The sequence below is a fragment of the Natrinema sp. DC36 genome, from assembly GCF_020405225.1.
Taxonomy (GTDB): domain Archaea; phylum Halobacteriota; class Halobacteria; order Halobacteriales; family Natrialbaceae; genus Natrinema.
Genome location: NZ_CP084474.1, coordinates 117686 through 139450, shown reverse-complemented (window position 1 = coordinate 139450; position 21765 = coordinate 117686). Strand labels below are relative to the sequence as shown.

Genomic DNA, 21765 nt, shown 5'->3' with positions numbered 1-21765 from the left:
AGAACGGAGCGTCCATCGCCAAGAACGATGACTACGAGCGACTGTTCGCAGGTGTCCTTCGATGATTCGGACACCAGACGTGACGAGATGCACAGTACAATGGAAGCCTGGGTTGACGACCTCGTCGACGAGGTTGATGACGCAGTCTCGAGTGAGCAGTTCCAGGAGTGGCTCGATGTGCAGAGTCACTTCCATGACTACTCCTACCGAAACACGCTGCTGATCACACGCCAGTGTCCGCACGCAACTCACGTTGCCGGCTATCGAACGTGGCAAAACGAATTCGACCGGTATGTGGAAGAGGGCGAGAGTGCTATCTGGATCTGGGCACCGATCATCGCAAAGCAGTGCCCCGAGTGCGAAAACTCGCCGTCGTACCACGAACGAAGCGACTGTGAGTACAACGAGACATCACCCGAAGACTGGTCGAAAGGACTTGTCGGCTTTCGGCCAGCGCCAGTCTTCGACATTTCTCAGACAGAGGGAGAGCCACTGCCCGAACTCGAGACGGAGGCGACCGGAGAAGCTGACGAACTGGTGCCAGCGCTTCTTGGGGGGCTTCGATGCTTGAAGTGGAAGCCGAGGTCGTTTCTCCAGCGGAGTGGCCTCACGGAGATGCCAAAGGCGTGTGTCAGTACCGCTCTCCTGCAGAGCAACCACTAATCGAGGTCCAGGATCGTGAGAACACCGCCGACCTTGCCGTAACGACCGTCCACGAGTACGCCCACGCACTCTTACACGGTGACATCGACGACGAGACCGAACGCTCGAAACGCGAACTCGAGGCGGAAGCGGTCGGCTACATCGTTGGTCGGTATTTCGGGCTGGACACGAGTGGGTCGGCATTCTACCTCGCTGCATGGGAGGGCGAAGAGTCAGAGGTCATTCTCGATCGACTCGAGCGGATCAGTTCGACCGCTGCGGAGATTATCGATGTCGTCGACGAGGTGATCATAGATGAGTAATCGGCACCTCCTCTTCGAAATCGTCGATGCGCTCGAAACGGAGGGACTCGGTCGTGACGAGTATCAACTGCAACGGGTGATCGACGTCGAAGCACTCAAGCAACTCGTGAACTCGGCGAACGATGACCTCGAGATTAGATTCTCGGTCGGAGAATTTCGTGTCCTCGTCACACGGTCCGACGTACGGATCCTCACGAATCTGTAGACTAGACCTGTTGAAATTTATTTTCCTTTGATGGTTTTTATACCACTAATCGCTCAGTATAGGTAATAGTGTTACCAAGAGGCTAACGATATCGCAGTTAGTTTATCTGGCATCAAGTAATTTAAATCGCACACATATTCCACCCACAAAAACTCCACATTTTCTATTGGGGTTGGGAAAGCTATATCCATAAAGAAGACACAGTTAAATGGTGATGGTCCTCATAGGGAGGGTGGAAATAAGTCCTCCGCTGGGGCAAGTTTCTCTAGAAAGTGTTCCAGATATGGAGCTTCTTTTTGAGGATATCCGTTCGGCAGGGGATGAACCGTGGAAGATAATTGTATGGGCAATGGGCGACGACTTTGAAAAATATGAAAGTACACTCACTATAGATCCAACGATTGATACCTATGATTGTCTAACAAAATTGCCAGAGAAACGTTTGTATGGGCTAAGGCTATCAGATGAGGGGCAACACCAAACAATCCATACGGTTTCTGTAGAACACGATATAACGATTATTCGTCTTACTGCGACGGCTAACAAGGAAGAACTTTTAGCTCGATTTCCGTCACGCGATGCAGTTGCTCATTTGCGAAAGGCTTGTCTTGAACGGAATCGACGATTTGAATTGCTTAACCTCTATAAAGAAAAATCGGTAAAGAAGGATGGGGGCCTTGAAAGCCGATACGGTATTACGACCGGGCAAAAGGAGGCTCTTCTTACTGCTCTTGAAAAAGGCTATTTCAATGTACCGAGGGAAACAACAATGGATGAGATCGCTGAGGAACTCTGCATCTCTACATCCGCTCTGTCAACTCGGCTTCGGCGTGGACAGCAAGCACTGCTTCTCAATACATTAGCCTAAGGGAGACCATATAAACCCCGGAGAGGGTGAGGCCGATGAAATACAGACACCGACGTTCGACTATCAAGTGATGACACCGAACTTGATACAGAACAAACCACCAGTAAACGCAGTAACCGAAGCCGTAGCAGAAGCAACCGACAGTAACCCACTGGACCTTCCTCCGCTATACGACGCTATAGACCCAGACGCATTGAATACACTATTCAATGAATCCGAAACGAACATCCAAGTGCTATTCCAATATGCAGGTTTCGAGATAGTAATACAAGATGGGGAGGTTGAGGTAGAATCACTTCAGGGAGAGTTCTGATTTTGAGGCTTCAGCACAGAAATGGAGGAGTTTATTGACATTTTTTCTGACTGAATAGTCCTGTTGCTCACTTTTCTGATCATATTCAAGAACGTTAATAGACCATAATCCGCGTTAACCAAATATGAGTTCGTGCTGAATTCGCGCCTTTTACTTATCACGCTTCCGTGGAAATAGCTTGGGTTTGATAGAATCCTCGTTGCTCGATAAGCACACGTAGTTGCCGTTCACTAGAGACCGTACTGATAACACACGTGACAGGCCGTGGATCGAGACGGGACCGGAGTCTCGGAGGACTCAAGGGACTCGTTCTCATAGGAGCGACCAATGGGGCAGGACCTACTCGGAGTATTGGTCGGCGATCCGTTCGCGGTGATGAATACGATCGGCTTACTCGCGTTCGCTCTCGTCGGATCATCGAAGGCGATCCGTGAGGAATTCGACCTGCTCGGAATTACTGTCGTCGGGCTGGCGATGGCATTCGCTGGCGGAGTGACGCGCGATCTCCTCGTGGCGCGAGTTCCGTTAGCGCTTCAGTCCCCGATCGAAATCACTCTAGGACTGCTCGGAGTCGGCTTAGCGATCGCACTGAGTGTCGTCCTTACGTCTCCAGATACGCATCCGATCACGCTCGTCGCGGACGCTATCGGGCTCGCCGCGTTTACGACGACCGGTGCCATCGTCGCCACCGAAGCGGGCGTTTCAGTATTTAGTATCGTCGCTATTGCAACGATTAATGCAGTCGGTGGTGGTGCGTTTGCCGATATCCTTCTGGATCAATCCCCGTTTATCCTCTTCGATGATTTCTACGCGAGTTGTGCGGTGCTGGGCGGAAGCACATACTTTCTAGCGGGGGTCGGCGGCGTCTCTGGGAGTACCGCTGCCGGAATATGCGCGGTCGTTACCGTGCTAACGCGGTTAGCTGCGGTCACTCGTGACTGGAACCTTCCGACAGTACAGGGATTAGGACTCGTTGAACAGTAAATCGGCATCCGATTTGAGACGAACTCGTCACGAGGGTAACGACTCCAACCACAGCGCTGACCAACGTGCCCTATTTTCATCCGGATCGAAGAAGACTCTCGCGTTCAGTTCGCACATGTATTGAGCAGATCGTTCTATAACACCCTCGCGGGAGGGTAGTACATTGGTACGTTGGGGGAGAGACGAAGACGATATTGCGGGAGTGGAGAGAGACGTGTGAATTGCTCGGATTCCGTAGGACAGAGTGTGGTTAACATGGAGGTGACGCTCAAGGAGAGGAGGACGAGGAGGAAGAGGAACGTAGAATGAGACTTAAACACGTAGACACTGACTACGGAGACTCACACGTGTGGAGTGGTCAATAGGAAATAGATGTCAAGCACAGATTCCCCTGTCAAATATACGTGTAGTGAGGATGACCCTGTCAGCCAAACAGTCATAGCTGCTGTTGCAGAGGCAGCAAATCGTGATCCGATTGAGTTGGATCCGCTCTATGAATATATCGACCTTGATGCCCTGAACAGTCTCTTTCATCCCCACTCCAGTGATGAGGCGGATCAAGACGACGTGTATCTGGAATTCACCTATACAACGTATCGCGTCGCAGTGACCGCCAACTACGTTCACGTATCTCAGGTAGAAGGATCGGAGAGCAGCAGTACAGTCGACCTGTAACACACGTCATGGCGGATAACCAGTCAATTGACGATAGTGAATCGCTTCGTTCCGCTCTCCAAGCGATCTTAGAAGAAGCAGAAACTAACGATGTCGAGATAGAAGGCAGCCTACGGATCCAATCGACAACTGACCATCCGAATTGGGAAATTCAGATTTGGCAACTCGAATGAGCGATAATTCTAAATATTCATTCAAATAGGGATAAATATGATTGGATCTATACAGGAATGCAAGCAGTGTCTGAACTGTGGCACGGTGGACTGCGAGACCTGTGCGACACCTCTCGTCGAGTCGTACAATTGTGGCGAACCGCAAGATTAAGCAAACGACTGTTTACAGCGATCAATACGCAGGTGTAGTGAACAGGTGAGTCTCGAACCGGACCACGAGTCAGTCTTCCGGCATCGTTACACGAAGCTCGCCGTCAACCTCATAGAAGTATCCTCGCTCGAGCAACCGAGTAAGTGCATGGCTCGCATCCACGGGTTCGAGGGCCAGTTCATCGCTCTTGTGGAGAACCTCGAGCGCTTGCTCTCGAGGGATCGACTGGACGTTTTCATGCTTAGCGGAGTTGAGACTGTGAGTACAAAGAACATCGTATGCATTCACTATCCACTCTGGAAGCGGTGGCCGTGGATCAGAGAGACCGTTCATCGCAACTTCGTATTTCCAATCTTTGTTATCGTCCTGCTTAAGGATATCCCTCAGCGGGGGACAGGACTGATTCCGCGAGGTAATGAACGGTCACGGGGTGCTACTTCGAACAAATTGGAACTGAGATCTCTATACAGAAAATCTCTCCACCACCGAGTACCTGATCTGAAATCTGAGTTGTTTTTTCGCGCCTGACGGGTAAGACGCGACGACATGTGCCTCGAGAGTATCCATGAGTACAGATCGACCGATCCAGCGCGAGCAACACTAGGACCACCACCATGACTGCAATGACACCAGTGGCCAAGAGCAGAGGTATTCCGGTGACATTGCTTGACTGAATGGACACGAACTGATCGCGATCGATGAGTGGCTTCCAAGTAAGGAACCGACACCATACGAAATTAATCTTACCGACGGCCACGAGTACCGGACACGATACTGGCGCTGCCGAAACTGTGGCCAGGAGCGAAATCGTCGTGATGCGTTCAACGATCAGTGCGAGTCACCAGCAGCACCGACTCCACTCGAGGAAGGTGGCTACTCGATCGATGGCCCTCGAACAGTGCGAGCACGTACGAGGTCGACGACGCGCAGGCCAGCGAGGAACTCAGGAGTGGCTCGACGTCCAGAGTTGCTTCCACGACTATTCCTCTCAAAATTCGCTCCTGATCAAACTCCACTTGGCGGAACGATTTCGATCGGTACGTCCAGAAAGGTGAACAGGCCATCTGGATCTGGGCCCTAATCATCGTGAAACAGTGCCCGAAGTGCGAACATTTGTCGAGTTACCACAACCAAAGCGACTGTAACTACGACGAGACACCGCCCAAAGAGTGGTCAAAAGGCCTCGTCGGGTCAAGCCCGCCCCGGTGTTCGACATCTCGCAGACCGACGGTGAGCCCGGCTGTTTTCTGTTCGTAGGCTGTAGATTAACTTTCTACATCCAATTATGAATCGTTGATCGCGCTTGTTCGACACCAGATATTTCTAATACAGAAATAGTATCTAAAAACGATAATTAGGGTTATACTCCGTCAGAGTCGATCGAGAATGCTCGCTGCCGTGCTCTTATTCCCTTGTTTCTCTGATTCCGAGGGGGACTCTGACTTTGTCTCGTCGTGTTTAGTGTCGTTCCAGGTCGTTTCTGGTCGACTCTGGAGGATATACAGCTGTGTCTCGTCACCAGTTTCTCTGATCGCCCACTCGATGTCCTGTGGCTCACCGTAATGTCGTTCGATCGCTTTCGCAACATCCGTAAGATCAATGATTTCGTTAGCGGTAAGAGACGGGACGTCCTTCCGATCTTCATCGACGGAAATCTCTTCAATGCCAGTATCAGTCGGAACCGTCATGACGCTTTTCTTGGTGATGTTCCGGTCAACGATCTTGTAAACCGGCTTGTCGACGAGAAAGCTGTCTGGCGTTACTTTCCCGCTCACGACTGACTCGCCGAGTCCCCAGTTGGATTCGATCCGAACTTTCGATCGGTCTCCGTTCGCGGGGTTGACCGTAAACATCACGCCGGACGACCGCGCTTCGACCATCTTCTGAATGCCAACGCTGATCAAGACTTCGTCGTGATCGAACCTGTTCTCCTCTCGGTACGAGATTGCACGAGCGGTGAACAGGCTCGCCATGCACTCTTTCGTGCGTCGCTTTACTTGGCCGAGTTCGCGAACGTTGAGGTACGTGTCCTGTTGCCCGGCGAACGAGGCATCGGGGAGATCCTCCGCCGTCGCCGACGAGCGAACGGCGACCTCAAGCTCGTTCGACCGATTTCGTTCCTGTAACTGCTCCCACGCGGACGCTAACGCCTCGTCGAGAGCGGGCGGAAACGACGCCTCCTCGATACACGCTCGGATATCCTCGCTGGCTGCTGCAACGGACGTATCGTCGTCGAAGTCAACGTCCGCAAGTCGCTCGGGGATGTATTTGTCAAGATTGCGTTCGTCGATGAACGTTTCGTAAAACTCCGTCGTTACAGCGAAGCCAGGCGGCACCTGTACAGACTCATCTACCTCCATTAGCTCACCGAGTGATGCGTTCTTACCCCCGACGAGCGGGACGCTGTCCTTGTTGCATGCCGGCTCCTCGAAATACAGAATGTACGTTGAATCAGTCATTGGTTACTCGTATGTTAGTGTCCTGTTCACGTTGCTTTCTCGAGAATCTCGACCTCGCCGCTTTCTCCGTCGAGGCGGACCAGATCACCGGTATCGATCGCCGACGTCGCGTGTCCAGTGCCAGTTACAGCGGGCAGTCCGTACTCGCGACAGACGATCGCAGCGTGGCTCGTAATTCCGCCGTCGTCAGTGACCGCACCCTTCGCTCGCGGGAACACTGGTGCCCACGCGGGATCCGTGAGGGACGCGACGAGAATCTCGTCTTCTTCTAACTTGCTGATGTCTTTCGCGTCGCTGACGACGCGAGCCCTGCCTTCGACTTGCCCGGACGAAGAGCCGAACCCGTTGAGTTCGGAACCATCTCCGTCGTCGGACTCGACGTCGAGCCAGTCGTTGACCTTCTCGGTCGTGATTCCCCACAGCATCTGCATGAGCGGATCAGTAACGGTTTCAGGTGGGTTTCCGAGCGCGGGCGACGGATCCCAGTCCTGAGCCCCCTCGAAAATCTCGCGCCGCTCCTCGACCCGGGACTGCCATCGCTCAGAGACGAAGGCTCCGCGTCCGAGCGCCCACGTGTTGCACGTCTCTTCGAGAAGCTCTGCGACTTCGAATCGGTCGAAGAGGAAGATGTCGTCAGCGTCGGCCAGCAGTCCATGGTTGACGGCCAGCTGACCGAACTCACGCATCTTGCCGAAGACGATTGTGTGGAGCCAGTTCTCGATCCAGAACTGGTGGTTTTCGGCGTACTCGTAGATCGACATACAGGTCTCGTACGCATGATCAAACTGTTCCTGCTCGCTCGAGTCGAGGTACTGGCGGTACTCGTCGACGATCTCGTCGCGCTCTGCCTGTAGTTTATCGAAGTCGCGTCCGAGCGGTTCGCCGTCCTCGAGCCGTTCGACCTTCGTCTTGAGATGGTTGAACGGGGCTTCGAGGTCGTCGATCCACGATCCCTTGTGACTGTGGAAGCCATCGCCGTAGGTCATGTAGAACCAGGGATCTTTGGCGTCCTCAAACAATTCCATGAACGCCTGTCCGTCCTCGCTCTCCCGTAATCGGTCGATTTTCTCGTCGGGCTCCGCATCCGATTTGACGATTTCGGGAACGTCACCGCCCAGATCGACTGCGTTTTGGGCGAGCTTGTCGAGTTCCTGATCCGGCCGGAAAACGTCCGCCTCGACTGCGGAGACCATCTTCCCGATCGCATCGTCGGAGATGTTCGGGAAGAGCTCGCGACAGGTCTCCGTGAACTGCATGTACGCCAAGTATGCGAGGTAGAGAAACTCGAAGTGTCGCTGCCAGCCTTCGAGCACGAGTTCAGTCAGCCGGTTGTAATTCTCCAGTATCTGCAGAGTCCGGGTGCTCTGTCCCTTTGCCTCGGTGATGACGTCTTCAGGAACGTACTCTGGGAGTTCCTCGGGGACCTCGAGCGACTGGATTTTGCTCCCGATCTCTTTGACCGCTGGCAACCATGTGCCGTTGTAGAGCGCCTCGTAGTTCTCGTAGTAGTATTCGCTTCGTTCCGTGAAGATCTCAGCGCGGTCCTCGAGGAGTTCCTCGTCTTCGACCTGAATGCCGCTGAAGTACACGTAGCCAGCGATCACACGAATGTCGACCGCCATTGACGGCGGAATCGCGAACACGCGGCTCGTGTTCTGCGCCATCGCAATCTGCCATGCCTGGGCACTGATCGTCATATCCCACGGCAGAATCGGATCCGTCGAGTCTTTCTTGTCCCAGAACCAGAACTGATCGCGCTCGTAGTCCGTCCGGTCGTCCGTCAGTTCGAAGCAGAAGTACTCTGGGTACATCTTCTCCCAGCCGTTCAGTTCGGCCGGCAGCTCTACCTCCCCGGCGTACGGGAACCGCTCACGCGCACTGTTTGCTCGATTCATGTCGACTGTTGACGATTCACTATTGTCCGTACCCATGGTAACACCCTTCGTGCTGAGGGATATTATAACTACCGGGATGAAACGTTATTCGTAAGAAATAGCAGCGTCATCATACCATAGTGTATCCTAATAACTGGGGTAGACAGTACAACTCACTATACTAGAGTAACTTTGAAAACGGTACACGTCGAACGGAGGGTATGAGGATTGGACTCATTAGCGACGTTCACGGTAACATGCCAGCGCTCGCGGCCGTGCTCGAAGACATGCCTGACGTCAACGAGTACGTCCACGCGGGGGATATAGTTGGCTACGGTCCGGACCCCGAGGCCGTGATCGAGACGTTTCATGAATACGACATCACGTCGATTCAGGGAAATCACGATCGAGCGGTCCTAGGTGAGTTCCATGACAACTTCCACGACATTCCGAAAACCGCCGCTCTCTGGACGACCGATCGTCTCGGAACTGATGCACTGGCGTATCTCGAGGAGTTGTCGACCGAACTCGAACTCTACGACGGGCGCGTCCGCGTTGCACACGGTGCACCGGACAAGCCGAACGAGTACACGTATCCGGAGGAGTTCTCCGCATCGCTGCTCTCGGACGAATCGGTCCTGGTGCTCGGACATACGCACATGCAAGCAATATCCAAATTCGACGACGGCATCGTCGTCAATCCAGGAAGCATCGGGCTTCCGCGGGACGGGGACTGGCGGGCGGGGTACGCCGTGCTCGATCTCAACACCAATCGCGTCGACCTCCACCGGGTAGAATATCCCAAAGACAAGGTACAGCGCCGCATCGAGGAGTACGACCTGCCGTCGGAACTCGCCGACGGGATCGAACACGGCGAGCTCGTCTTCGGTCGCACGAAGCGGTCCGTTCAGGACTCGGTCGAATAGCGGCTCTCGAACGAAGCACCCCGGACGTTTGATTCGCTAGCGAGTGTGAACCGAGAGGTTGGCCCTCAGAAGGAGTAGGTCCGCGGCTCGTGCTGAATCGAGGTCCACTTCGGTTCGGTGAACTCATCAATGATCCACTCACCGTTGTACCGACCCATTCCGGAAGCCTTGGTCCCGCCGAACGGAACGTGTGGCTCGTTGTTAATCGGCTGATCGTTGATGTGGACCATTCCGGCCTCGATTTCGTCGGCAACGGTTCGCGCCCGTGAAATATCCGTCGAGTGGACCGATGCCGCCAGCCCGTACTTAGTTGCGTTCGCCAATTCAATGGCCGCCTCGTCGGTTTCGAACGGAATAATCGGTGCGACCGGTCCGAAGTGCTCGTTACACGCTGCAGCCATGTCGTTTCGCATGTCCGACAGCACCGTCGGCTCGACGAACAGTCCGTCGGCGGTCCCACCGAGCTCGAGCGTTGCACCGTCCTCAACCGACTGCTCGACGTACTCAAGGATCGTATCGCGCTCGGATTCGCTGATAATCGGCCCGACGATCGTCTCGTTGTCAAGCGGATCACCGACCGGGAGCTCCGCTGCCCGTTGGACGAACCGCTCGACGTAGTCGTCGTAAAGCGACCCGTGGACCAGGTGGCGATTGATCGAGATACAGATCTGGCCCTGATGCATGAACGAGCCGAAGATCCCCGCGTCGACCGCCTGCTCGAGGTCGGCGTCGTCTAGGACGACATGCGGATTATTCCCGCCGAGCTCCATCGCCGGCAGCGCGAGTTGCTCGGCAGCGTTTTTCGCAACGCGCTGTCCGACGTGTGTCGACCCGGTAAAGGCAACGGCCGACAGATCGGGGTGCGACGCGACGTGATCGCCGATCTCCGAGCCGTGGCCAGTGACGACGTTCAGGACGCCGTCCGGTAGGCCGGCTTCCTCGAAGAGCCGAGCGATGAGGAGGCCGCCGCTGATCGGCGTCTCGGTCGCGGGCTTGAGTACGACTGAGTTACCCAAGGCGATCGCTGGCGCGACGGCGCGCAGCGAGAGCTGGAACGGGAAGTTCCAGGGCGAAATGACGGTCACCACGCCGATCGGCTCGCGTTTAACGATGTTCTCCTTGTGGGCGATCTTCGACTGGCTGTGATCGCCCGTCATCCGGAACGGGTAGGTCACGACGTCGCGCATCATTTCGCCCGTCGACGTGAACTCGCGGGACGCCTTCGGACGCGCACTGCCCGACTCGATCGCTAGCAGTTCGGTAAGTTCCTCGTGGTTGTCCTCGATGAGCCGCTGTACCTCTTCGATGATCTCGCCGCGTTCCTGCGGGAGGTCATTTCGCCACTCCTCCTGTGCGTCGACTGCCGCCGCGTACGCGTCGTCGACGTCGTCGTCAGTCGCCGCTGGGACTTCGCTGACTACCTCTCGAGTTGCCGGGTTCTCGACCTCGATGGTCTCCCGGTCGCTCGAAGAGCGCCATTCGCCGCCGACATACATATCGTTCCAGTCCGCATCGATCGTGAATTCGGTCTCGGTATCGTGTTCTACGCTCATGTGTACTGATGGGGTATCGTTGATCGTGTTCAGTGGGCGTGGCCATCCGGTCCGTGTGGCGTCTTCAGAAATGCCGAGAAGATGTCGTAGTCTTGCTCGGCCAGCGCTTCGAGACACGTCGCGTCCGCCTGAAGGTTAAATTGCTTCTTCGGTGCCTCGATGACGCATCGATCGCCGTCGGGCGTCTCGAGAACGCGAACGACGACGTCGGCATACTCGTTGCTGATGACGAACTCGGCGACGACCTCGGCGTCTGCCGCCGAACTGACCGTAAACTCGTACTCGTATCCGAGGAACTTGTCGAACACCTCTTGGTCCTGCCACGAGAGGCTCTCGAGTCCCATCGCGTCGATCCGAATGTCGTCGGTCGCCGACCGGACCTCCAGTCGCTCCCCTTTCGGCGTCTTGATGTGGCGAACGGTGATATCCGTTTCACCGTCACGCAACACCGTCTCGTCGGCGATCTCGACGTACTGACTGTCCGCTGTCCGGTCACTCATAGGAAGATAGAGATATTGTCCGTACTGAGGATCGTTTGGTTGAGCAGTATCTTCCTGTCGACGATCTCGAAGGAGTCGCCGTCCCGTCGGAGCGTGTCCTCTCGCTTGGCCGAGTAGAAGTCGTGTTCCTCGCTGTCACCGCGACTCACGTAGACGAGGAGATTGCTTTCGACGTCGATCACCTCGTCATCGTAGTCGGTGACGACGACGTTCGTCACGTACCGTTCGGTCCGCGTCGGCGGACGCTCTGCCCAGGCGTACTCCGAGTCGAATCGCATCACACGGGCCTTTAGCGAGCCGTAGCTTTCGTCGAAGTAGTAGCTATCGCCGCTAAAGACGTCCGCCGTGTTCTCCCGCATCAGCCGACGCGGCATGTGGTAGGTGATATTCTCGGCGATGAGGTCGAACCACTCGTGGAGTTCCCTCGTGTCGAGTAACTCCGCTTCGTGGTTGAGGAACTTCCGGACGTCCCGTTCGACGAGGAGTTCTTCGATTTCGTCCTCTCGGTCGCTGAGTTTCATCGTTCCACCCCCACGTTCATCGGCGTGCCGAGGGCGTCTTCCCGGTCGTTACCGGCGAGCATCTCATACCACTGCTCGTGGAACAGGCGCATGCCGCCTTCTTCTAAGTTCTCCGAATAGGCGAACCCGGGACCGTCCCAGTCCTCGTCTAGTGCCATCTCGCTCATCCATTCCAGCCCCATCTGGTAGTTCAGCTGGAGATTCTGGCTCCGGGCGAACTGCCCGCCGGCCGCTTCGGTGATGCTCTTCCAAATCGGGACGTCGTCCTGTTCGAAGTTCCCGGTCGGGCCGAAGTTCGAGGTGTACATCTTGTACATTCGCTCTTTGAACGATTCCGGCGCGTTCTTCGGAACGAGGCCCCAGCTCCAGAGCTCCATCTGATCGGGACCCAGGGGCCGCCACTTCCGAATCGTGAAGAACGGTGCGACGTCCTTGTTCGGATCGTCCGTCGTATCTCCGAAGTGGAGGAAGCCGAAGTTAGGGAAGATCGCACCAGTAAACGAGAGTGCCTGTCGAGCGACCTGCCACTGTTCCTCGGAGAGATCGTCACCAGAGAACAGCTCATCGACGATTTCGTCCGGATACGTCAGGAAGACGTCTTCGTCCTCGAAGCCGCGGATACTCGTTGTGTGGCCGTCACAATGGATATGGTGGTCGATGCTATCGCCGGTCCCGGCGTGGCCGACCGTCTCTTCGCCGCCGAGTTCAAGGTCGACGACTGACCCGTGTGCCCACGCGGTATGGTAGCTATCGCCGTTGAAATTGTCCGCGATGGTTTTCCAGTTGGCATCGACGACCCATCGATGAGGTTCGCCGACGACTTCCATACCACCGTCGGGGAGTTTCAACTGGATATCCAAGTACCACTTGTAGTCACCTAGCCACTCCTCAAGCGACGGGACGTCTTCGTTAATCGACGCGAACACGAGCCCTTCGTAGGATTCGAGTCGTGGAACATGGGCGAGACCGTGCTCTTCTCGGTCGAGTTCTTGGAAGGCTTTGGTCTTCTGTGGGATTCCGGCGGCCTCACCGTTATTTTTGTAGGTCCATCCGTGGTACGGACATCTAAAGTGGGACGTGTTACCCTGTTCGGCTCGGCACACCTGTGTTCCGCGGTGTCGGCAACTGTCGAACAGGAGGTTGATCTCTCCACTCTCGTCACGAACGAAAATGAATGGATCGTCACCAATGTATCGGCGAGCGTAGTCACCCGGTTCGGGAATTTCAGATTCGTGTCCGATGAATACCCACGATTGACCGAAGAGCCGCTGGACTTCAAGAGCGTGCAGGTCGTCGTCTTGAAACAGTTGAAGTGGGAAGCGACCCTCATCTAATGTTTCTCTGGCCTCTCGGAGAACCTGTGCCGTCTCCGGTGGAGTGTCATCTGTCACCATATACACTGTTGTTCGGGTGAGAGGTATTTAACTGTTGGGGGGTCTAAACACACTTGTAATCTATATACCCATGATTTACCCATATGTATCCTCCAGTGCCAAGATATATTACACTGGGCCTGCAAGCAAAGGTGTGAGATCGGTTACCAACCCAGAATTGACCGCTCGCTACAGTAAACGGTGGTAGTACATGCATGAAATAACCGCTGCGGTAACTCACGAACCGGGAACACATACGGTTGAAAGCGTCACGCTCAAGGATCCGAAGCCGAACGAAGTCCTGATCGACGTACGCGCAACCGGCGTCTGCCACACCGATTATCACGCGTACACGAGCGATCGAACCGAATTTCCCGTCGTTCTCGGTCACGAAGGTGCTGGCGTCGTCGATGCCGTCGGAAGCAACGTGACGACGGTCGACTCAGGTGATCACGTCGTCCTCTGGGTGCTCCCGTCGTGTGGCGACTGTCAGCACTGCCAGCGCGGCCAATCCTACCTCTGCCAGGCGCGCAAAGACACTCGCGGCCGCATGATGGACGGAACTCGCCGTCTCAGTCGATCGGATACGCCAGTCAATCACTTTTATGCGCAGTCATCGTTTGCCAGCATGGCCGTTGTCCCCGAGCGACAGGTGGTGCCAGTCGACGAGACGCTGCCATTCGAGATCAGCGCCTTACTCGGGTGTGGCGTAACGACGGGCCTCGGTGCGGTTACAAACATCGCAGAGGTCGAAAGTGGCGAAACTGTCGCCGTCTTCGGATGCGGTGGCGTTGGCGCAGGAGCGATTCTCGCGGCGAGTGCGGTGAGTGCCGGCGAAATCATCGCCGTCGATCTGGACGCGGAGACGCTAGCGACAATGCGAGAGATCGGCGCGACGAAGACGATCGACGCGTCCGCGACGGATCCCGTCACCGCTATCGACGATTACGTTGGCTCCGTCGACTACGCGTTCGAGTGTATCGGCTCCCCACCAACCGTTACACAATCGATCGAAGTGATCGGACCGGGCGGAACAGCCGTCATCACCGGTACGAGCGACTCCGATCCGATCGAACTCGACCTCGGACTCTTCACCAGCGGCATCGACGTAATCGGAAACATCGTCGGATTCACGCAACCCCACGTAGATATCCCGAAATACGTGACGATGTATCAGAACGGAGATCTCGATCTGGACGCAATACTCACTGACTTATACGAGATCGACGAACTCGACGACGCGTTCGAGGCGCTCGAGTCGGGAGAGGGAATTCGAAGTGTCGTTCGCTTCGATCCTGGTCCGTGACTTGCTGTTGGAACAGTATCAATTAATGATCTTCGATGAAATCCGAGTAATATAGAAGTGCGACTGCAGTCTTCATATCGGTTATCGTCCCATCTCGAACCCACGTTCGAAGTGTTTCAAGTGACTCCGTTTGCATTCGAATTCGCTCGTCTTCGTCTGGATTCGGTTCCCCGACCTTTTGACAGTTTGTAGCAACAAAGAAGTGAATTGTCGTGTTGAGAAGGCTGTTGAGAGGATCAAATGACTGCATTGGAACTAGACGGTCGGTCTCATATCCCGTCTCTTCGCGGAGTTCACGCTGGGCTGCTGCTTCTAGTGTCTCATCAGTTGGCTCGAGTTGGCCGCCTGGCAGCCCAATATCGAATCGTTTGACACTCTGTCGCCACTCTTCGACGACGATGATCCGATCGTCCGGCGTCATCGCAATAACGACGACCGCATTGGCGGTATCGAGATACTCGATCTCGAGTTGATCGTGAGCCCCGGAAACCACATCTCGACGGACATCGAACTGCTCTCCCGAGTATGGAATCTCCGTGTCTTGCTGTTCTGGCAGTGAAATTTCGTCGCTCATGTGCTTGATTCCATCTCTGAGATGGTACGTCGGTGCCGAATAAAAGTCCTCATACTGAATCGTCGTTGCACGAAATCTGGTACTGTTCCGTTACCGTGACACGAGAAGACAGGATACTAGTGATATTTTTACCTACCCAGCAAATATATCGGAACAAGGATGCCTGACCAATCCAATGACATAAAACCGCGCGATATTGCTCTACTACAGGCTCGAGTTGCGAACCCGACAGCATCCAGTCGAGAGCTTAGCAAATTCCTTAACAAGGAATACGACATTCACCTCTCACACAACCATGTCAACACACTCCTTCGAGAGATGCAATCAGAGGATCTGTTCCGAAAAACGGTCATTCCGCGCCGAACACTCTTTAACCACTATATTTTCCGTATCGGTTTCCATTACCCGAACTTTAAGGATAATTGGGAAGAATGTAGAGAAATACTAATTGAGGACCCTCATGTATTAATGTTTTTCAACGCCGATAGTAAATACCGTTGGCAGTTAATCACTCAGTTCCGAAGAAACAAACAAATGGACGAATGGGTGACGGCGTTCTTTGAAGAGCACGGCGAGATGATCGACGAATTCGATACGACATCCGTTCATAATCTCCACAAATTCAATACCGATGCCGAAATATTCGATGATATGCTAATTGAGAGCGAAGAGGGACAAGGATATCTGGCGAATCGGACCGACTTGGATACGGACGACCAATCGACCAGAGGGGAAGTTAACCAAGAAGAAGTGGACAGTACGAGTTAAAGTGAATGATGCTAAGTACCATTCATCTGAATCCCACTCGATGCACAAAATATGGCACCGTCTAGTTCTACACCTCCTCAATCGGCGTCTTTCCACCGAGAGCACGGTGCGATCTCTGACGGTTGTAGTAGTGCATAAACTGTTCAAGCACTCGCGGACGCTCGACCGACTGCCCACCCACGAGTTATGGAAGCAGTCGATCCGAACTTTGAGGGTGTGAAACCACTTTTCGATCAGGTTTCACTCGGTGTAGTTGACCTGATCGCTCAGTCCTGATCGAGAGAGAAAGAGAGAGCAGTCCGATAGCCGAATTGATCGACGAGAAAATTAGCCTCCGAGAGATCGTGTTTCTCCTTAAGTTGATGCAGAAACGCAGCCGCCGGATCGGTGCCGTGCCGACCAAACAGCGCGACGTCGAGAATCAACCTTGTCTCGATGTCTATTGCATCGTACAACCAAGACCACTCGCCGTTAATTTTGACAGCGGTCTCGTCAACCGCGACCCTTGACGGCTTCGCAGTCGGCGGGTCGCAACCGCTGTTAGCCAGCCGATGTACCCAATTCCAGACCGCCCCATGTGAGCGTTCAACGCCTAATTTGGCTAAAATCGTTATTGTCTCTCGAAGAGAACAACCAGTTTCGTGAAGGCGGACGGCGGACGCCCATCAGGGCGTCCGCCGTCCGCTCGTTCTCCCAAGATTCTTCTAAATCCGCTACATAGCTCTCACTGAGCAGGTCTGAGACCATCTCTCCAAGAAATTTAACAATCTACTCACTTATCAAACTGACTCAAGTAGACAGTGCCTGTATTTTACCTTCTTTTATCTATGAATCGTATTTATTTCCTATTAGTGAACGGAGCCGCCAGGTGGGAACGAATCGACGCAGCTCGAATGTGATTCGACCAGACCGATAAGTTCGGCTGATGAAGTTTGTCATCAATCGACAATGGTTTTTCGTCCATCCGAAGGCTTGTACGCCGCTTTTGGCTATTGGTCCGATCCCTCGACGATCCGTCGACCGGGGAGACCGATTCGCGGACCGTGAATGCATTCGCCGGATTCGCAGCGTCATCCGGGCGATAACTGGTCAGCGTTTCCTGATAGCGGACGTACTGTCGAACTTGTTCAGTAGGCCACTCAGCGCGTCTTAGCCCGCCGTTCCGTGATCGCCCGCGAATCGAACAGCTGACGTCGTGCCAGACGCCGGTGTGATACCGATAGAGCGTGATCATGGTAAGGATGAACATATCTCCGACTAGCAAGACTGCTAGTACACGTCCGCGAATGCGAGCCCGGTGATCGCCGGCGACCCTGCGACCAGTCCAACTATCGCGACACTAGCGGCCTGCTTTGATATCTGCGTCAGCCCGAGACAATGCGCGGCCACGCGAGACCGATCGTCGCCTATAAGCCGTCCCTGCTCGATGACGTTCGCCCGCTCTAAGAGCTTCGCAAGCGTGCCGACGAGGCTCTGAAAAACCGTATTATCATCCATCGATCCCCCACGAAAACGCGTAATAACTATTTGCACACCGAGTCGAAACAGTCTAGTCGGGCCGGAGGTGGACACTGAGACAGAGACGGCGCCCGACCGCTGGATCGCTGCGGCCCCATGGCCATCGCGGACCGAAGACAGATGTGGATATCTCAATAGATTTAACCCCAAATTACGTGACCGTACTTACGAAACGATGGATAGCCAGTCAGTACTTGAGACGCTCAGAACCCCTCGAATAGCATTCGCCGTCGCGATACTAGTCGCCGCGGCGGTCTGGGTCGGTCTCTCCGGCGGGAGTGGCGGTGACGTCGCATGGATGCTCTCGATCACAGTTTTCTGTATCGTGCTGTGGATCCTGACGCCGATCCCGCCTGCGTATACGGGACTGATCGGCATCGGACTGATCGCCGTGACGTTCTCGACCGAACGGGCGCTGACCGGCTTCCAGAAGCCAGCGACGTGGCTCATCGGCTTCGGCCTACTGATGGGCGAGGCGACGCGCCGGAGCGGACTCGCGAACTGGGCCGGGACCCACATCACCGCTCGAACGGTCTCCGAATCGGCCGGGACACAACCGGTACGGACATACCGGCGTCTCCTGCTTTCGCTCTCCATTGGCGCACACGCGCTGGCGTTTCTCATCCCCTCGTCGCTCGTCCGGATCCTCATCATCGCACCGATTCTCACGGAGACCGGCGAACTCTTCGACGACCGTTCGGCGCGTGTTGGCCTCTTCCTCGGCCCGGCATTCGCGACCTTCTACGGTTCAGCCGGCATTCTCACCGCTGACCTTCCGAACATCATGCTCACCGGGTTCGGCGACTCGATCGCGGACCATCCCGTCTCTTGGACGGAGTGGCTGTACCACATGTACCCGGTCATGGGACTGACACGCGTGTTGCTGGTCTATGCCGTCGTCTACTACCTCTTCCATCCAGATCCGTCCGCGAGCGTCGACGTTCCGGCGGATACGGGCGGCGATACGTCGCGAACCGAACGCCGCATGCTGGCGGCCCTCCTCGTCGGGGCGGCGATCTGGGCGACCGACTTCGTCCACGGCTTTCACCCGGTCGTCGGTGCGGTCGCTGTCGTCGTGCTCGCCTTCCTGCCCCGCGTCGGCGTCACCGACTTCGAGAGCGTCGCCGAAACCGATTTTTCGATCCTCTTTTTCATCGCCGCCGTCTTCGCGATCGGCGACGGGTTGGTCTACACCGGCTTCACCGAGGACGCGGCCGACTACCTGCTCGCGTTGGTCCCAGCCGATGCGTCGCTCGCGGTCGTCCTCGCAGTCATCTTCGGGATTACTTTCCTACTGACCTTCCTAATGGAGGGGCTGGCCGTCGCGAGTGTCCTCACGCCAGTGCTCATCCCCTACGCGGAGGCCGCGGGGCTGCCGCTGACGCCCGTGTTGATGTCGGAGACGCTGGCGCTGAGCTCGTACTTCTTCCCCTATCAGTCGGCGGTCCTTGTGGTGATCCTGGCCGAAGGTACGGCCGACACCGGCGACGTCATCCGCACCACGGTGGCCTGCTCGGTTGCGACGATTGTCCTCCTGCTCCCGCTGCAGTTGGCCGTCTTCACGCTGCTGTACTAACCGCTCGCCCGCGGAACCGCCATCGCCGCGCCCCGCCACGAGAGCGGCCTTCAGCGCCGTGAACTTGAGTCCGCGATCGGTCGGACGCGACCGTCCCTATCGATCGTGCCGTTCGATAGCAGAGAACAATACTGACGAGCGGTCAGACCGCCTCGTCCATCGGCCCATGCGTCTGCGCGTCTTTGCGTCTATGCGTCATCGGGGATCGAGTCAATCAACGCCGCAACCACGTTGGACCCACGCTCCGGCGCTTGGAAGGTCGGAATCCCGGCCGCCTCCATCTGCAACCGTTCCTTTTCGAAACTGTCTGGGCCGGCGACCGTGAAGAGGATCGGCTTCTCGAGTTCGTCGGCGAGCGTCTCCAGTTCCTCGATCGGATAGCCCAACGAGTCCTCGTAGATCTCGTAGACGATGACGATGTCAACGTTGTCGTCGCGGGCAACAGCATCGATTATCTGTCCGAACTCGGGCAACGGTCGACCTGTGTCGACCGGGTTCTCCGTGTAGGTGATCCCCTGCAAAAGGTCGTCGACGCGCTCCTGAGTCTCGTCTTCGAGGTCGGGGAACTCGGCGCCCCGCTCGTCGAGTTCATCGGCGATGATGATCCCCGGACCGGCCTGAGCCGTGACGAGACCGACATTCCGCCCAGCCGGGTTCGGCGTGTCCGCGATCGCGCGGCTGGCATCGATGAGTTCGGTCACCGACGAGACGAAGACGACGCCCTCGCCGGTGAGGGCGTCTTCGTAGCGCTCCCGAGACTGGTTTGGCGCGCCAGTGTGCGACGCGACGAAGTCACTTAGTGACTTGCTCCCGGCCTTGTAGGCGACGATCGGTGTCTTCGCCTCGCGGCAGGCCTCGAGGAACGCGTCGACGTCTTTGGTGCCCTCTATGTGAAGCGCGATCACGTCAGTCCGCGGATCGTCGTCGAGGACCGGAATGAGTTCGGCGAACCCGGTGTTCGCCCGATTCCCAAGCCCAAACATCGCCGACACGCCGTACTCCTCGCGGTCCAGTTGGAACGCAGAGGTAATTCCGACGCCGCCGCTCTGGGCGAGGAGGGCGACGTTCCCCATCTCGACGTCACGGATTTCCGGGACGAACGACCCGTAGAGGTCCAGATGCGGGATGCAATAGCCCGCCGTGTTCGGCCCGAGAATGGTCATGTCGTACTCCTCTCCGATACGAACGATCTCGTCCTCGCGCTCTCGTCCGTCCTCGTTGACCTCCGCGAAGCCGCCGGCGAAGATCACCGCAGCGCCGACACCCGCTTCGCCGCACTCTTCTAAGACCTCCGGAACGACGGGGCTAGGCACACAACACAGTGCCAGATCGGCGTCAACGTCGCGGACCGAGTCGACGAACTCGTAGCCGTAGACGCTCCCATCGCTGGAGGGGTTGACTGGATAGACCTCGCCGTTGTAGGTCCGAATATTGGTCATCGTGTCGTTCCCAAGTTTTCCAGGCGTTTTCGATGCGCCGATGACGGCGATTCCGTCCGGATCGAAGAAGTCGGTTACTCCCATATCCCACCATTGTCGAACATTGTAATATAAATTCCGGGGAAACGGACCTGGGCCTGTGAAATACCCCGGAATTGAGGAATTTGTAATTCGTTTACTCGCTGTGGTCGAGATACTCCTGTCCTTCTTCCGTCTCTGCGAGGATGTCGTCGAAGACTGCCGACTCCGTTTGGAATTTGTGGACGCTATGGAGCATCGTGTTGTGGAAATCGGAAATCAGTTCGCCGTGATCACTGAAGAAATCGTGTACCCAACTTTCCATCCGGTCGTCTGTCCGGAACTGGGCGATGGCGTGCCACTGGTAGTCAGTGTCCGCAGTGAAGAACATCAAGACGTGTGGGTCGTTCTGAAGCGCCTCGTAGCAGTCCCGCCAGTGGTCCTCGAAGTTCGGGAAGTTGAAGGAGACCCGGAATAGGTAGTGGCGAAAGATTTCCCGGTTCGGGAGGACCATCTCGCGAAACACTTCCTCTTCGGACATCGTCCGAAGAATCTCATTGATCCGATTATGAGATAGTGATATTCCGTACTCCTCCTCAAGGATTCGGCTGAGTTCGCGCGTCGACGAGGTCGGGTTATCTACTCGTGCTTTCAGTATGGCGATGTCACGGGGAGAGACGTCGAAGGATTCGGTATCGTTCATTGTAATCGCCTGTGAGAGATACGTCGTAAAAAGTTTACCTGATATCTTATGGATGTGACGGTATCTCACTGCATGCGAAACCCGACGGTTGACGAATCTTGTGACGGACCCGCTCGTCGGAACGCCAGACCGTTACTCGGTACCCGGACAACCGACTTCCGGTTTTCACAGTGCTATCCCAGTTCACTCGAGGATATATCACGCTAGAAATCCCAATGTCCTCCCTGTTAACCTGGAGGTGAGAAACCGACTCGAGATTTCTCACCTGCTCACGGTCCGACGAGAGACGTGGATACCACCTATTGCTCAGACGATCGGTACCG

20 protein-coding genes and 6 pseudogenes are annotated in these 21765 nt (G+C 55.7%); 12 read left to right on the top strand and 14 right to left on the bottom strand.

Translation table 11 applies throughout. The annotated features are described in order from the left end of the window. The first annotated feature begins 27 nt into the window (after positions 1-27). From LDH74_RS23270 to LDH74_RS23245, 6 genes and pseudogenes are all read left to right on the top strand, one after another. Positions 28-965: pseudogene (locus LDH74_RS23270) on the top strand (DUF955 domain-containing protein). Next, on the top strand, positions 958-1170 hold the full coding sequence (locus LDH74_RS23265) for a HalOD1 output domain-containing protein (protein ID WP_226043122.1): 213 nt from the start codon (positions 958-960) through the stop codon (positions 1168-1170). Before LDH74_RS23270 ends, LDH74_RS23265 begins: the two are co-directional and overlap by 8 nt. Before the next feature lie 232 nt (positions 1171-1402). Further along, positions 1403-2038, top strand: a complete 636-nt coding sequence (locus tag LDH74_RS23260; protein WP_226043121.1) for a helix-turn-helix domain-containing protein — start codon at positions 1403-1405, stop codon at positions 2036-2038. Between the two features lie 70 nt (positions 2039-2108). Then, positions 2109-2351 (top strand): HalOD1 output domain-containing protein, encoded by a 243-nt coding sequence (locus LDH74_RS23255; protein ID WP_226043120.1) that lies wholly within the window; start codon positions 2109-2111, stop codon positions 2349-2351. A gap of 327 nt (positions 2352-2678) precedes the next feature. Next, on the top strand, positions 2679-3335 hold the full coding sequence (locus tag LDH74_RS23250) for a TRIC cation channel family protein (protein WP_226043119.1): 657 nt from the start codon (positions 2679-2681) through the stop codon (positions 3333-3335). 372 nt (positions 3336-3707) lie between these two features. Then, positions 3708-4010 (top strand): HalOD1 output domain-containing protein, encoded by a 303-nt coding sequence (locus LDH74_RS23245; protein ID WP_226043118.1) that lies wholly within the window; start codon positions 3708-3710, stop codon positions 4008-4010. A gap of 393 nt (positions 4011-4403) precedes the next feature. Here the strand turns inward: LDH74_RS23245 and LDH74_RS23240 are convergent, their stop codons facing one another. After that, a complete protein-coding gene (locus tag LDH74_RS23240) occupies positions 4404-4667 on the bottom strand; it encodes a hypothetical protein (protein WP_226043117.1) in 264 nt (87 codons plus the stop codon). Positions 4668-4899: 232 nt separating this feature from the next. On the opposite strand from LDH74_RS23240, the pseudogene LDH74_RS23235 reads away from it, so the two are divergent. Together LDH74_RS23235 and LDH74_RS23230 are read left to right on the top strand one after the other, a co-directional pair. Next, a pseudogene (locus LDH74_RS23235) lies at positions 4900-5241 on the top strand (hypothetical protein); the annotation flags it as partial. An 8-nt stretch (positions 5242-5249) separates the two neighbouring features. Next, a pseudogene (locus tag LDH74_RS23230) lies at positions 5250-5572 on the top strand (DUF955 domain-containing protein); the annotation flags it as partial. 38 nt (positions 5573-5610) lie between these two features. Here the strand turns inward: LDH74_RS23230 and LDH74_RS23225 are convergent. From LDH74_RS23225 to LDH74_RS23215, 3 genes and pseudogenes are all read right to left on the bottom strand, one after another. Beyond that, positions 5611-5688 (bottom strand): annotated as a pseudogene (locus tag LDH74_RS23225) (IS6 family transposase); the annotation flags it as partial. Positions 5689-5704: 16 nt separating this feature from the next. Next, positions 5705-6793, bottom strand: a complete 1089-nt coding sequence (locus LDH74_RS23220; RefSeq protein WP_226043116.1) for a PEP/pyruvate-binding domain-containing protein — start codon at positions 6791-6793, stop codon at positions 5705-5707. Positions 6794-6819: 26 nt separating this feature from the next. Then, a complete protein-coding gene (locus LDH74_RS23215; RefSeq protein WP_226043115.1) occupies positions 6820-8688 on the bottom strand; it encodes a PEP-utilizing enzyme in 1869 nt (622 codons plus the stop codon). Positions 8689-8888: 200 nt separating this feature from the next. On the opposite strand from LDH74_RS23215, the gene LDH74_RS23210 reads away from it, so the two are divergent. Then, a complete protein-coding gene (locus tag LDH74_RS23210; protein ID WP_226043114.1) occupies positions 8889-9593 on the top strand; it encodes a metallophosphoesterase family protein in 705 nt (234 codons plus the stop codon). A 65-nt stretch (positions 9594-9658) separates the two neighbouring features. Here the strand turns inward: LDH74_RS23210 and LDH74_RS23205 are convergent, their stop codons facing one another. The 5 genes and pseudogenes from LDH74_RS23205 to LDH74_RS23185 all read right to left on the bottom strand — a co-directional run. After that, positions 9659-11146, bottom strand: coding sequence for an aldehyde dehydrogenase family protein (locus LDH74_RS23205; RefSeq protein ID WP_226043113.1), 1488 nt, complete (start codon positions 11144-11146; stop codon positions 9659-9661). A 29-nt stretch (positions 11147-11175) separates the two neighbouring features. Continuing rightward, entirely contained in the window at positions 11176-11646 is a 471-nt protein-coding gene (locus LDH74_RS23200) for a hypothetical protein (protein WP_226043112.1), read from the bottom strand. After that, positions 11643-12167, bottom strand: coding sequence for a 3-phenylpropionate/cinnamic acid dioxygenase subunit beta (locus LDH74_RS23195; protein WP_226043111.1), 525 nt, complete (start codon positions 12165-12167; stop codon positions 11643-11645). The genes LDH74_RS23200 and LDH74_RS23195 overlap by 4 nt, the downstream gene beginning before the upstream one ends. Beyond that, a complete protein-coding gene (locus LDH74_RS23190; RefSeq protein WP_226043154.1) occupies positions 12164-13093 on the bottom strand; it encodes an SRPBCC family protein in 930 nt (309 codons plus the stop codon). The genes LDH74_RS23195 and LDH74_RS23190 overlap by 4 nt, the downstream gene beginning before the upstream one ends. 132 nt (positions 13094-13225) lie before the next feature. Beyond that, positions 13226-13561: pseudogene (locus tag LDH74_RS23185) on the bottom strand (Rieske 2Fe-2S domain-containing protein); the annotation flags it as partial. Positions 13562-13751: 190 nt separating this feature from the next. Between LDH74_RS23185 and LDH74_RS23180 the strand changes: the two are divergent. After that, positions 13752-14846, top strand: a complete 1095-nt coding sequence (locus LDH74_RS23180; protein WP_226043110.1) for an alcohol dehydrogenase catalytic domain-containing protein — start codon at positions 13752-13754, stop codon at positions 14844-14846. A 22-nt stretch (positions 14847-14868) separates the two neighbouring features. Here the strand turns inward: LDH74_RS23180 and LDH74_RS23175 are convergent, their stop codons facing one another. Then, positions 14869-15420, bottom strand: coding sequence for an NUDIX hydrolase (locus LDH74_RS23175; protein WP_226043109.1), 552 nt, complete (start codon positions 15418-15420; stop codon positions 14869-14871). Positions 15421-15579: 159 nt separating this feature from the next. Here LDH74_RS23175 and LDH74_RS23170 point away from each other — a divergent pair, with 159 nt between their 5' ends. Then, on the top strand, positions 15580-16188 hold the full coding sequence (locus LDH74_RS23170) for a helix-turn-helix domain-containing protein (protein WP_226043108.1): 609 nt from the start codon (positions 15580-15582) through the stop codon (positions 16186-16188). 67 nt (positions 16189-16255) lie between these two features. On the opposite strand, the pseudogene LDH74_RS23165 reads toward LDH74_RS23170, so the two are convergent. Beyond that, positions 16256-16935, bottom strand: a pseudogene (locus LDH74_RS23165) (IS6 family transposase). Positions 16936-17457: 522 nt separating this feature from the next. Further along, positions 17458-17685 (bottom strand): hypothetical protein, encoded by a 228-nt coding sequence (locus LDH74_RS23160; RefSeq protein ID WP_226043107.1) that lies wholly within the window; start codon positions 17683-17685, stop codon positions 17458-17460. A gap of 196 nt (positions 17686-17881) precedes the next feature. Between LDH74_RS23160 and LDH74_RS23155 the strand changes: the two genes are divergently transcribed. Next, on the top strand, positions 17882-19282 hold the full coding sequence (locus LDH74_RS23155) for an SLC13 family permease (RefSeq protein WP_226043106.1): 1401 nt from the start codon (positions 17882-17884) through the stop codon (positions 19280-19282). A gap of 188 nt (positions 19283-19470) precedes the next feature. On the opposite strand, the gene LDH74_RS23150 is transcribed toward LDH74_RS23155, so the two are convergent. Together LDH74_RS23150 and LDH74_RS23145 are read right to left on the bottom strand one after the other, a co-directional pair. Next, positions 19471-20805: a CoA-binding protein gene (locus tag LDH74_RS23150; RefSeq protein ID WP_226043105.1), complete on the bottom strand. Its 1335-nt coding sequence runs from the start codon at positions 20803-20805 to the stop codon at positions 19471-19473. Positions 20806-20896: 91 nt separating this feature from the next. Next, positions 20897-21442, bottom strand: coding sequence for a helix-turn-helix domain-containing protein (locus tag LDH74_RS23145; protein ID WP_226043104.1), 546 nt, complete (start codon positions 21440-21442; stop codon positions 20897-20899). Between the last annotated feature and the right edge of the window lie 323 nt (positions 21443-21765).

Bases quoted from the DNA above. Each gene is read 5' to 3' on its own strand.
- LDH74_RS23180 (WP_226043110.1), top strand. From the start codon at position 13,752: ATGCATGAAATAACCGCTGCGGTAACTCACGAACCGGGAACACATACG.
- LDH74_RS23205 (WP_226043113.1), bottom strand. From the start codon at position 11,146: ATGAGCGTAGAACACGATACCGAGACCGAATTCACGATCGATGCGGAC.
- LDH74_RS23210 (WP_226043114.1), top strand. From the start codon at position 8,889: ATGAGGATTGGACTCATTAGCGACGTTCACGGTAACATGCCAGCGCTC.
- LDH74_RS23245 (WP_226043118.1), top strand. From the start codon at position 3,708: ATGTCAAGCACAGATTCCCCTGTCAAATATACGTGTAGTGAGGATGAC.
- LDH74_RS23240 (WP_226043117.1), bottom strand. From the start codon at position 4,667: ATGAACGGTCTCTCTGATCCACGGCCACCGCTTCCAGAGTGGATAGTG.
- LDH74_RS23175 (WP_226043109.1), bottom strand. From the start codon at position 15,420: ATGAGCGACGAAATTTCACTGCCAGAACAGCAAGACACGGAGATTCCA.
- LDH74_RS23200 (WP_226043112.1), bottom strand. From the start codon at position 11,646: ATGAGTGACCGGACAGCGGACAGTCAGTACGTCGAGATCGCCGACGAG.
- LDH74_RS23215 (WP_226043115.1), bottom strand. From the start codon at position 8,688: ATGAATCGAGCAAACAGTGCGCGTGAGCGGTTCCCGTACGCCGGGGAG.
- LDH74_RS23255 (WP_226043120.1), top strand. From the start codon at position 2,109: ATGACACCGAACTTGATACAGAACAAACCACCAGTAAACGCAGTAACC.
- LDH74_RS23150 (WP_226043105.1), bottom strand. From the start codon at position 20,805: ATGGGAGTAACCGACTTCTTCGATCCGGACGGAATCGCCGTCATCGGC.
- LDH74_RS23250 (WP_226043119.1), top strand. From the start codon at position 2,679: ATGGGGCAGGACCTACTCGGAGTATTGGTCGGCGATCCGTTCGCGGTG.
- LDH74_RS23145 (WP_226043104.1), bottom strand. From the start codon at position 21,442: ATGAACGATACCGAATCCTTCGACGTCTCTCCCCGTGACATCGCCATA.
- LDH74_RS23265 (WP_226043122.1), top strand. From the start codon at position 958: ATGAGTAATCGGCACCTCCTCTTCGAAATCGTCGATGCGCTCGAAACG.
- LDH74_RS23220 (WP_226043116.1), bottom strand. From the start codon at position 6,793: ATGACTGATTCAACGTACATTCTGTATTTCGAGGAGCCGGCATGCAAC.
- LDH74_RS23160 (WP_226043107.1), bottom strand. From the start codon at position 17,685: ATGGATGATAATACGGTTTTTCAGAGCCTCGTCGGCACGCTTGCGAAG.
- LDH74_RS23170 (WP_226043108.1), top strand. From the start codon at position 15,580: ATGCCTGACCAATCCAATGACATAAAACCGCGCGATATTGCTCTACTA.
- LDH74_RS23155 (WP_226043106.1), top strand. From the start codon at position 17,882: ATGGATAGCCAGTCAGTACTTGAGACGCTCAGAACCCCTCGAATAGCA.
- LDH74_RS23195 (WP_226043111.1), bottom strand. From the start codon at position 12,167: ATGAAACTCAGCGACCGAGAGGACGAAATCGAAGAACTCCTCGTCGAA.